This window comes from Streptomyces inhibens (assembly GCF_003389455.1).
Lineage (GTDB): Bacteria > Actinomycetota > Actinomycetes > Streptomycetales > Streptomycetaceae > Streptomyces > Streptomyces inhibens.
Map to the genome: position 1 here is coordinate 23,090 of NZ_QUAC01000229.1, position 10,460 is coordinate 33,549.

General features: G+C 72.0%; 9 protein-coding genes. 6 read left to right on the forward strand and 3 right to left on the reverse strand.

Annotated elements, in window-relative coordinates; translation table 11 throughout:
- The first annotated feature begins 31 nt into the window (after positions 1-31).
- From DY245_RS28730 to DY245_RS28745, 4 genes are all read left to right on the forward strand, one after another.
- Positions 32-1,660 carry an MFS transporter gene (locus DY245_RS28730; protein ID WP_128510135.1) on the forward strand — a complete coding sequence of 543 codons (1,629 nt, stop codon included), beginning with the start codon at positions 32-34 and terminating at the stop codon, positions 1,658-1,660.
- Positions 1,657-2,319, forward strand: coding sequence for a TetR/AcrR family transcriptional regulator (locus DY245_RS28735; RefSeq protein WP_128510136.1), 663 nt, complete (start codon positions 1,657-1,659; stop codon positions 2,317-2,319). The genes DY245_RS28730 and DY245_RS28735 overlap by 4 nt, the downstream gene beginning before the upstream one ends.
- A 244-nt stretch (positions 2,320-2,563) precedes the next feature.
- Positions 2,564-3,568, forward strand: a complete 1,005-nt coding sequence (locus DY245_RS28740; protein WP_425329450.1) for an endonuclease/exonuclease/phosphatase family protein — start codon at positions 2,564-2,566, stop codon at positions 3,566-3,568.
- A 137-nt stretch (positions 3,569-3,705) separates the two neighbouring features.
- Positions 3,706-4,953 (forward strand): MFS transporter, encoded by a 1,248-nt coding sequence (locus DY245_RS28745; RefSeq protein ID WP_128510138.1) that lies wholly within the window; start codon positions 3,706-3,708, stop codon positions 4,951-4,953.
- 39 nt (positions 4,954-4,992) lie between these two features.
- On the opposite strand, the gene DY245_RS28750 is transcribed toward DY245_RS28745, so the two are convergent.
- The 3 genes from DY245_RS28750 to DY245_RS28760 form a co-directional block, all read right to left on the reverse strand.
- The gene (locus DY245_RS28750) at positions 4,993-6,756 is read right to left on the reverse strand and encodes an NAD+ synthase (RefSeq protein WP_128510139.1); all 1,764 of its coding nucleotides are present in this window, start codon (positions 6,754-6,756) and stop codon (positions 4,993-4,995) included.
- A 145-nt stretch (positions 6,757-6,901) separates the two neighbouring features.
- On the reverse strand, positions 6,902-8,545 hold the full coding sequence (locus DY245_RS28755; RefSeq protein ID WP_128510140.1) for a multicopper oxidase family protein: 1,644 nt from the start codon (positions 8,543-8,545) through the stop codon (positions 6,902-6,904).
- Positions 8,546-8,643: 98 nt separating this feature from the next.
- Entirely contained in the window at positions 8,644-8,952 is a 309-nt protein-coding gene (locus DY245_RS28760; protein WP_128510141.1) for a hypothetical protein, read from the reverse strand.
- Between the two features lie 236 nt (positions 8,953-9,188).
- On the opposite strand from DY245_RS28760, the gene DY245_RS28765 reads away from it, so the two are divergent.
- On the forward strand, positions 9,189-9,995 hold the full coding sequence (locus DY245_RS28765) for a DUF998 domain-containing protein (protein ID WP_128510142.1): 807 nt from the start codon (positions 9,189-9,191) through the stop codon (positions 9,993-9,995).
- The coding region (locus DY245_RS28770; RefSeq protein WP_128510143.1) for an alpha/beta fold hydrolase at positions 9,992-10,460 on the forward strand (469 nt) is incomplete at its 3' end. The genes DY245_RS28765 and DY245_RS28770, both read left to right, overlap by 4 nt.

Genomic DNA, 10,460 nt, shown 5'->3' on the forward strand with positions numbered 1-10,460 from the left:
TCCGTATCGTTAAAGCGTCTATGGTGCCGCCATGGCCACCTCACCCCCCTCGTCCACCGCTGCGGGCGAACCAGCCGCCCGGCACGTACCCGAGCGCATCCACCGCCGCCGCTGGGCGATCCTGTACACCCTCATGCTCAGCCTGCTGATCGTGGTGCTGGACAACTCCATCCTGAACGTCGCCATGAAGACGATCGCCACGCCGGTCCCCGACGGCCTCGGTGCCACCCAGAGTGAGCTGGAGTGGGCGATCAACTCCTACACCCTGGTCTTCGCCGGGCTGCTGTTCACCTCCGGCCTGCTCGGCGACCGGCTGGGCCGCAAGAAGGTGCTGCTCTTCGGCCTGGCGGTGTTCGGCGCCGGATCGGTGCTCGCGGCGGTCTCCGCGTCGCCCGCCCAGCTGATCGCCTTCCGCGCCGTCATGGGCCTGGGCGGCGCCTTCGTCATGCCGGCCACCCTCGCCATCTTGATGAACGTCTTCGAACGCGAGGAGCAGCCCAGGGCGATCGGCATCTGGGCCGGCGGCGTGGGCCTGGCCATCGCGATCGGCCCGATCGCCGGCGGGCTGCTGCTCGACCGCTTCTGGTGGGGCTCGGTCTTCCTCATCAACGTCCCGATCGTGCTGCTCGCCCTGGTCGCGATGCTGATCCTGGTGCCCGACTCCAAGGACCCCAGCCCCGGCCGGATGGACCCGGGCGGGGTGCTGCTGTCGGTCGTCGGCCTGGTCCTGCTGGTCTACGGGATCATCAAGGGCGGCCAGCTCGCCGACTTCACCGACCCGCAGGTGGCCGGCGCGATCGCGGGCGGCCTGGTGGTGCTCGCCGGGTTCGTGGTGCACCAAAAGCGCAGCGACCATCCGTCGATCGACATCGGCTACTTCCGCAAGCCCGCCTTCTCCGCCGCGATCGCCGCCATCGCCCTGGCCTTCTTCGCCCTCATGGGCGTCACGTTCTTCATCGTCTTCTACGTCCAGAGCGTGCGCGGCTACAGCCCGCTGGAGGCCGGTCTGCTGATCCTGCCGCTGGCCGTGGCGCAGATGATCTTCGCGCCGAGGGCCCGGCTCGCCGTGGACCGCTACGGCGCCCGCGCGGTGTGCACCTTCAGCATGGTGATGGTGGCCGCCACCATGGTGGGACTGCTGCTGCTGGACACCGAAACCCCGATCTGGGTCATGGAGGTGCTGTTCTTCCTGGAGGGCGCCGCCATGGCGCACATCATGCCGCCGGTCACCGTCGCGATCATGCAGTCGCTGCCGCTTGAGAAGGCCGGCTCCGGCTCGGCGCTCAACAACGTCTTCCGGCAGGTCGGCGGCACCCTCGGCGTCGCCGTCCTCGGCTCGCTGCTGTCCACCACCTACCGCGACGGCATCCAGGACACACTGGAGCGCCTGCCCGGTGTGCCGGCCGCCGCCCGGCACGCGGCCGGCGAGTCCATCGAGGCGACCCTCGGCCTCGCGGACCGGATGGGCCCGGCCGGCCGGCCGCTGGTCGCCGCCGCCGACGGCGCCTTCCTCCACGCCATACACGTCACCGCCATCGGCTCGGCCGCCGTCTCGTTGATCGGTGCCGTGGTGGTCCTGGCATTCCTGCCCGGCAAAATGGGGCCGACGCCGCGGTCTGCGGAGCCGCGGGAGGAGCGAAGGGCGGGCGTGGAGCGATGAGCCGGGCGGCGGAGGACTCCGAGGTGGCGGCGGCCGAGGCGGGGCCGGGTCCGGTGACCGCCGAGCGCCGCGGCCGGCCGCGCAGCGCCGCGGCCGACTCCGCCATCATCGAGGCCGTGCTGCGGCTGATCGAGAACGGTGTCTCCATAGGCGAGTTGTCCATGGAGCGCATCGCCCGCGAGGCCGGCGTCGGCAAGGCCACCATCTACCGCCGCTGGTCCGGCAAGAGCGCGCTGATGCTCGACGTCATGCGCTCGCTCGACGTCCAGGGCCCGCCGCCGGCCGGCGACTCGGTACGCGACGACCTGGTCGCACTGCTGGAATTCCTGCGCCGGCGCGGACTGGCCAAGCGCAGCTCCGCGCTGCTGCGCACCGTCGTCAGCCATGTCCAGGCGCAGCCCGAGCTGTGGGCGGAGTACCACAACGCCGTCGTACGGGCCCGTCACGAGGCGCTGCTCGCCGTGCTGCGGCGGGGTGTGGCGAACGGCGAGATCCGCGCCGACCACGATCTGGAAACCCTCGCCGACCTCTTCATCGGCCCGATGCTGGCCCGCGCCCTCCTCCACGAGTGGAAAGAACTCCCCGAGGGGCTCGCCGAGGACATCGTCGACATGGTCCTGGAAGGCGTACGGCCCCGGGCGGGAAGCGCGGCGGGCTGAACACCGCTGCTGCTCCGGCGTGTTGGGGCGTGCGGCACTCGCCGCCCGGCCGGACGCCGTATGACCGGATCATGCCCGTTCTGTCACAGCCGTTGTCACGAACCCCAGGACCGGAACCCCGACCCGCCACCGCGCCGTCCTCACTTCTAAGAAAGCGCATTACGGACCATCGCCTAGGGTCGAGGACCACAGGTGAGGCGCACCGGAGCATGGCAGTGAGGACAGCGGAATGGCGCAGGCATACATGACGGAGCCGGGACAGGGGCAGGACCCCACGCGGGCCGGTTCCCGGGCCGAACGCCTGCGGAACTGGTGGTGTCCGGAGGGGATGTGGCGGCGCGGCATCGTGCTCGCGGTGCTCGCCGTACTCCTCGGGCTGCTGATGCTGCTGCACGCCCAGATCCCCAACGCCGTGGGAAATCTGGGCAGTCTGCTGGAGACCTTCCTGCCGTGGCTGGGGCTGGCCGTCCCGCTGCTGCTCGTCATCGCGGTGCTGCGCCGCTCGGCGACCGCGCTCATCGCGCTGGTGCTGCCGGCCTTCGCCTGGCTCAATCTCTTCGCCGGTCAGATCACCGACAAGGCCGGCACCGGCGGCAATCTCACCGTCGCCACACACAATGTCAACGCCGACAACCCCGACCCGGCGGCCACCGCCCGGGACATCGTGGCGTCCGGCGCCGATGTGGTGGCCCTGGAGGAGCTGACCGGCGACGCGTTGCCGACCTACCGGCAGGGGCTGGCGAAGGCGTACCCGTACCACACGGTGCAGGGCACCGTCGGTCTGTGGAGCAAGCGCCCGCTGTCCGGCGCGGCACCGGTCGACATCAAGATGGGCTGGACCCGCGCGCTGCGCGCCACCGTCACCGCCGCCGACGGCCAGAAGTTCGCCGTCTATGTCGCGCATCTGCCGTCGGTACGGGTCAAGGTCGAGGCGGGCTTCACCGCCAATCAGCGTGACGGCAGCGCCGAGGCGCTGGGCGAGGCGATCGCCGCCGACCCGGTGAAGAAGGTCATGCTGCTCGGCGACCTCAACGGCACCATGAACGACCGCTCGCTGGCCCCGGTCACCTCCCAGATGCGCTCCGCCCAGGGCGCGGCGGGCGACGGCTTCGGCTTCAGCTGGCCGGCGGCGTTCCCGATGGCCCGGATCGACCAGATCATGATGAAGGGGATGGACCCGGTCAAGGCCTGGGTGATGCCGTCGACCGGCAGTGACCATCTTCCGGTCGCCGCGTCGGTGAAGATCTGACGCGGGCTTGTAACGCCCCGTTCCCGCGCCGGAATACTGGACCTGAGAGACTTTGTTCCGTAAGCGAACTTAAAAGGCTTACGGTCCGCTGACTGCGTGCCTGCCCGCCCGCACGCACAACCCTCGAAAGGTCTTTCATGCCCTTGGCTCTGCTCGCGCTCGCGATCTCGGCCTTCGGTATCGGCACCACGGAATTCGTGATGATGGGCCTGCTGCCCAATGTCGCGGACGATCTGGGCACCTCCGTGCCCACCGCCGGCTACCTCGTCTCCGCCTACGCTCTCGGCGTCGTCATCGGCGCCCCGCTCCTGACCGCCCTCGGCTCCCGGATCCCGCGCAAGCGGATGCTGGTCCTGCTGATGGGCGTCTTCACGGTCGGCAACCTCGCCTCCGCCCTGGCCCCCACCTTCGGCCTGCTGATCGCCGGCCGGCTGCTGGCCGGTCTCCCGCACGGCGCGTTCTTCGGCGTCGGCGCGGTGGTCGCCGCCCGGCTGGTGCGCGAGGGCCGGCAGGCCCGCGCGGTCGCCACGATGTTCCTCGGCCTGACCATCGCCAACATCATCGGCGTCCCCGCCGCGACGCTCCTCGGCCAGCAGCTCGGCTGGCGTTCCACGTTCCTCATCGTGGCCGCCATCGGCCTGGTGGCGATGGCCTCCCTCGCCCGGCTGATCCCCCCGCTGCCGGCCGAGGAACGCAGTGGCCTGGGGCGCGAGCTGCGGGCGCTGGGCAACCGTCAGGTGCTCCTCGGCCTCCTGACCACCGTCTTCGGCTTCGCCGGGATCTTCGCCGTCTACAGCTACCTCGCGTCGATGATGGCTGAGGTCACCGGCTTCGCGGCGGGCTCGGTCCCGCTGGTCCTCGCCCTCTTCGGCATCGGTATGACCCTCGGCGCGCTCGCCGCGGGCCCGCTCACCGACCGGGCGCTGCGCCCGACCCTGTACGGCTCGCTGGCCGCCCTGGCCCTCGTCCTGACCGCCTTCCACTTCACCGCCCAGGTGAAATGGGCGGCCCTGGTCACCGTCGTCGTGATCGGCGCGGTCGGCTTCCTGACCACCACGCCCCTCCAGATGCTGGTCATGAACAAGGCCCAGCAGGCCCCGACGCTGGCCGCCGCCTCCAACCAGTCCGCCTTCAACCTCGCCAACGCCGGCGGCGCCTGGGTCGGCGGCCTGGCCCTGGCGGCCGGCTGGGGCTGGACCTCCCCGACCCTGGTCGGCGCCGTCCTGGCAGCCCTCGGCCTGGCCGTCGCCGTCGTCGCCGGACTCCTGGACCGCACCACCCACGACACGTCCCGGATCGTGGCCCGCGGCGGGGAGGCGGACCCGGAGCCGCGGACCGCCGCGCCCGTCGAAGCGGGGGTGCCCGCCGGGGAACACCTGGGCTGACCCCCGCGCGGCCCGACGGGTCGGGACCGCCCCTGCGTGCTAGGCGCGGCCCGGCGTCTCCCGCCAGCGATTGGTGATCGGGAGCCGCCGGTCCTTGCCGAAGCCCTTGGCGGAGATCTTGGTGCCCGGCGGGTACTGGCGCCTCTTGTACTCGGCCGTGTCGACCATCCGCACCACCCGCGCGACCAGTTCCTCGTCGAAGCCCTGGTCGACGATGTCCGCCAGGCCGCGGTCGCGGTCGACGTACAGCTCCAGGATGCGGTCCAGGATGTCGTAGTCGGGGAGCGAGTCGGTGTCGACCTGGCCGGGGCGGAGTTCGGCGCTCGGCGGTTTGGTGAGGGTGTTCTCCGGGATCGGCGGGGTCCGGCCGCGGTCGGCGGCGGCCTGGTTGCGCCAGCGGGCCAGCTCGTAGACGACCGATTTGTAGACGTCCTTGATGGGGCCGTAGCCGCCCACCGAGTCGCCGTAGAGGGTCGAATAGCCGCAGGCCAGCTCGGACTTGTTGCCGGGGGCGAGGACCAGGTGGCCCTCCTGGTTGGAGATCGCCATCAAGGTCGTTCCGCGCAGCCGCGACTGGAGGTTCTCCTCGGCGAGGCCGGTGAGGGGCAGCGCCTGCATATAGGCGTCGAACATCGGGCCGATCGGCACCGTGCGGAAGGACAGGCCCGTACGGCGGGCGAGTTCGGCGGCGTCGGTGAGTGAGTGCTCGGACGAATAGCGCGAGGGCATCGCCACCGCGTGCACCTGGCCCGCGCCCAGGGCGTCGCAGGCGAGGGCGGCGACCAGCGCGGAGTCGATCCCGCCGGAGAGGCCGAGCACTACGCTGCGGAAGCCGTTCTTGGCTACATACGCGCGCAGGCCGACGACCAGCGCGGTGTAGATCTCCTCGATGTCCGTGAGGCGTTCGGCCTCGCCGCCGAGCGTCTCGGGGACGTAGGGCGGCAGCGGCTCGGAGGTGAGGGTGAGGTGGGCGGCGCGCAGTCCGTCGTCGAGCACGCCGGCGGGCGGCACGGGCGGGGCGGCGGGCAGTTCCAGATCGACCAGTACGCAGCCCTCCGCGAACTGCGGGGCCCGCGCGATCACCCCGCCGTCCTTGTCGACGACGATCGAGTCACCGTCGAAGACCAGATCGTCCTGGCCACCGATCATCGCCAGATACGCGGTGGTGCAGCCGGCCTCCTGCGCCCGCTTGCGGACCAGCTCCAGCCGGGTGTCGTCCTTGTCCCGCTCGTACGGCGAGGCGTTGATGGACAGCAGCAGCCCGGCGCCCGCACTGCGGGTCGCCGGCACCCGGCCGCCGTCCTGCCACAGGTCCTCGCAGATGGCGAGCGCGACATCCACGCCGTGCACCCGTACGACGGGCAGGGTGTCGCCGGGGACGAAGTAGCGGAACTCGTCGAAGACGCCGTAGTTGGGAAGGTGGTGCTTGGCGAAGGACAGGGCGACATCGCCGCGGTGCAGCACGGCGGCGGCGTTCTGGGGGGCGCCCGCGGGCCGTCCGTAGCGGGGTGTGGCCTGCTCACCGCGGTCGAGATAGCCGACGATCACCGGGAGGTCGCCCAGGCCCTGCTCGTCCAGCCGGCCGGCCAGCGCCCGCAGCGCGGTGCGGCTCGCCTCGACGAAGGACGGGCGCAGTGCGAGGTCCTCGACGGGATAGCCGGTCAGCGCCATCTCGGGGAACGCGACGAGGTGTGCGCCCTGGTCGGCGGCGTGCCGGGTCCAGTGCACGATCGTCTCGGCGTTCTGGGCGAGATCGCCGACACAGGAATCGATCTGATTGAGGGCGAGACGAAGTTGAGGCACCCCGCCAGTGTAATCGTCTTTCTGACGCAATGGGGGGTCGAAGAGGTGTCGACGGTGCTTCGGAGGCGTTACGGACGGACGTGAACGGCGGCGTGACGGGCGGCCCGAATCCCCTTGCGGGCCGCCCGTCACGCCCCGTGCCGGGTCACGTCTTCCGGTAGCCCATGACCGTCATCATCCCCGACTCCGAGTGGTAGAGGTTGTGGCAGTGGACCATCCACAGCCCGGGGTTGTTGGCGTCGAAGTCGACCGCGATCCTGCGGCCGGGCAGCACCATCATGGTGTCCTTGCGGGGGCCGCCGTCCGGCAGCGCGAAGGTATGCCCGTGCACATGCATCGGGTGCCACATCCTGGAGTGGTTGCGGAAGATGATCCGGACCCGCTCACCGGCCTCGACCGGGTACCGCTGCGACGACGAGTACGGATCCCGGTTGATCGACCAGTCGAACCTCTTCATGGAGCCGGTGAGCGTCATGTCGATGGTGCGGTCGGGCCGGCGGGACACGGCCCGTACCGACTCGGCGGCCCTGAGCCGGTCCGCGGTCACCAACTTGCCGAACAGCCGCTTGGGGCGCACCGACGGGCCGGGCGCCTCGCCGCTTCCGGTGCGCAGCAGGGCCAGCGCGGTGCGATTCTTGCCCTCGGCGAGCGCGGTGAGCGGAAAGACGCCGTCCTTGACCGTGACCATGACGTCATAGCGTTCGCTCATGCCGATCAGCAGCGCATCGGTCGTGGCGTGCTCGACGGGGCGGCCGTCGGTGTGTGTCACGGTCATCCGGTGGCCGCCGAGCGCGACGCGGTAGCAGGTGTCGCTGCCCGCGTTGATGAACCGGATCCGGATGCGGTCTCCGGGCCTGGCGCGGAAGGTCTGCGGGTCCTCGGCGGTACGGCCGTTGATCAGGTGGTACGGGTGGTCCACATCGCCCGCGATGCCGCGCAGCAGCCTGCTCCTGGCGTCCTTCAGCACCCGCGACGGGCCGTCGGAGGGCGCCGCGGCTTGTCCGCCCTTGCCGTGCGCGCCATGGGTCGTTCCGCCGCCGCCCCTCGTTCGCGGACCGTCGTCCATGTCCTCGTGGCCCATGCCATGGTGGTTCCTGCCGTGGTGCAGCTCGGTCAGCACCGCGTCGGGTGTGCTGTCGTCGATCCCGTCGAGCCAGTCGTCGATCATGACGACCCACTCCTGGTCGTACGAGAGCGGCTCCCTGGGGTCCTCGACGATGAGCGCCGTGTAGAGCCCGCGGTCCAGCTGCACGCCGTAGTGCGGGTGCACCCAGTGCGTACCGGGGTCGGTGACCGCGAAGTGGTAGTCGAAGGTGGCGCCGGGCTTGACGGACCGCTGGGTCAGGCCCGGTACGCCGTCCATGTCGTTGCGCACGGCCAGCCCGTGCCAGTGCAGGGTCGTGGACTGCGGAAGGTGGTTGGCGAGGGTCAGCGCCATTCTGTCGCCCGCCGTGATCCGCAGCTCCTTGCCGGGCAGTTCGTCGCCGTACGCCCAGGTCCGAACGGTACGGCCGCCCAGGTCGAGCCGGGTCTCGGCGGCGGTCAGCGAGTAGTGGCGCACAGGGCCCGCGCCCCGCTTGCGCTCGGTCTCGGCGACCTCCGGGCCGTCGGGGGAGACATAGCCGGGCGGCACGTCGCCGGAGTCGTGGGAGTGGTCCATGACGTTCTTGCCGTCCGGGCCGGCCTGCCGGCCGGAGCCGGATGCGCCGGTGGCACAGGCGGTCAGCAGACCGCTGCCGGCGACGGCGATACCCGCGCCGAGCAGGGCGCGGCGGGAGTGCGTACGCATGGGAGAAGCACCTCGTGACGATGTCGGTGGTGAGCGAGGGTCGGTGTGAGGGCGGCGCTGCCGCGGACTCCGGTGGGCGTCGGCGGCGGGGCGCGCTCCTACACGCGCAGCACCGACAGTCGGGCGAGGAGTATGAGGCGCGGCGGCGCGGATATCTGCCACCGGCCGTGCGGCAGATGTGCGCGCACCGCCGCGAGCAGGCCGGTCTCCGGGCGCCCGGTCAGCGTGCCGGCGCCGAGGAGGGCCAGGAGGGCGAGCGCCCAGACACAGAGAACGGCGCGGGTGTCGTGCCCGCCGTGTCCGGCCATCGGGTGCCCGGACGTATGCAGGGTGACGATGCCGGCGATCAGCGCGGTGAACAGCAGCAGCCGGCCGCACCACGCGGCGGCCTTGCCCTGTTCCCGCATCGCGAACCTCTCGACGGAACGACGAACCGGCGGACGTCATGACGGCCGCCCCACGCACCCTACCCCCGAGGGGTATGGGCCTCCAGCGGTGGCCGCCGAACGGGGTGCCGCCGGCCCGGCCCGCCCCCGACCACCCGCCTATCCTTGGCCTACCCGCGCCAACGGCCTGCGCGGGGGCACCCCCGGCGACAGCCGGGGATTGCCGCGCGGCGGGCCGGGTCCACCCGAACACCTGGATGTCCGTGACCCGTACCCGCCCTCCCGCCGCCGCCCGCCACCGGGCGGCCGCCGTCCTGCTGCTGCTCGGCGCCCTCGCGTACACCGCGTGGGTGCTGGAGCTGGTGGTCGCCACCGGCCTCGACCCGGTGCAGGCGTACGTCAGCGAACTGGCCGCCGCCGACCAGCCGCTCGGCGGGCTCTTCCGCGCCACCGATCTGATCGCCGGGCTGCTCGTACTCGCCGGTGCGGTGTCCGCACTGCTGACCCTGGAACGCAGACCGTGGACGACGGCCGGCTGGGCCGCGCTGGCGCTCTTCGGCGCCGCCACCGCCGTCGACTCCCGGCTGCCGCTGAGCTGCGCGCCGACCAGCGACCCGGCGTGCGCGGCCCGGGAGACCGCGGGCCTGGTGCCGGCCACCCACACCGCGCACGCCCTCAGCAGCTCCTGCGCCATGATCGGCGCGCTCGCCGCGCTGGTCCTGCTGACCTTCGCCGCCCGGCGCTACGACCGATGGCCGGCGCTCGGCCGCCTCGGACCGCCGCTGGTACTGGCCGAACTCGCCGCAACGATCTGGACGCTGGCCTCCGTCGCGGCCTTCACCGCAGGTCAGGGCACCTGGGCCCTCGGCGCCGGACAGCGTCTGCAGGTCCTGCTGGTGGCTCTCTATGTCGTGCTGCTCGCGGGCTGTGTGGCGCGGTCGGGACGGACGGACGCTGCGGAGCCCGCCGTACGGCCGGTGCCGCCCGCCCCGCCGGCGTCCCCGCACCCGAAACTGTCCCCGAAGCCGTCCTCGCACCCGAAGCCACGAGAAGGAGACCGATGAGCCGAACCCCGCGCCCGCTGCCCACCCCCGGCCGCTTTCTGCGCGTCGACGGAGTACCGCTGCATGTGCTGACCGAGGGCAGCGGCCCCGTCTGTGTCCTCAGCGGCGGCCTTGGCATGGCGTGGTTCGACTGGGACGCGGTCGCCGCGCTGCTCGCCCCGCACCGCACCGTCGTCCGCTTCGACCGCCCCGGTCTCGGCCTCAGCGCCCCGGCGCCCGCGCCGCCCACCCTCGCCGCAGAGGCGGACCGGATCGCCCATCTCCTGGACGCGCTCGGCCACTTCGGCCCCGCCACCGTCGTCGGCCACTCGCTCGCCGGCTTCCACGCCGAGGCGTTCGCCCGGCTGCACCCGGACCGCTGCGCCGGGGCCGTGCTGGTCGACGGGAGTGTCGAGGAGCGCCCGCGGCCCCGGCTGCCGCGCGCGCTGCGTACCGCCTGGGCGGGCGGGCTGGCCGGCGCGCTGT

What these genes read in the sequence shown, in the direction of transcription:
- DY245_RS28730 (WP_128510135.1), top strand. Translation starts at nt 32, where the DNA reads ATGGCCACCTCACCCCCCTCGTCCACCGCTGCGGGCGAACCAGCCGCC.
- DY245_RS28735 (WP_128510136.1), top strand. Translation starts at nt 1,657, where the DNA reads ATGAGCCGGGCGGCGGAGGACTCCGAGGTGGCGGCGGCCGAGGCGGGG.
- DY245_RS28740 (WP_425329450.1), top strand. Translation starts at nt 2,564, where the DNA reads ATGACGGAGCCGGGACAGGGGCAGGACCCCACGCGGGCCGGTTCCCGG.
- DY245_RS28745 (WP_128510138.1), top strand. Translation starts at nt 3,706, where the DNA reads ATGCCCTTGGCTCTGCTCGCGCTCGCGATCTCGGCCTTCGGTATCGGC.
- DY245_RS28755 (WP_128510140.1), bottom strand. Translation starts at nt 8,545, where the DNA reads ATGCGTACGCACTCCCGCCGCGCCCTGCTCGGCGCGGGTATCGCCGTC.
- DY245_RS28760 (WP_128510141.1), bottom strand. Translation starts at nt 8,952, where the DNA reads ATGCGGGAACAGGGCAAGGCCGCCGCGTGGTGCGGCCGGCTGCTGCTG.
- DY245_RS28765 (WP_128510142.1), top strand. Translation starts at nt 9,189, where the DNA reads ATGTCCGTGACCCGTACCCGCCCTCCCGCCGCCGCCCGCCACCGGGCG.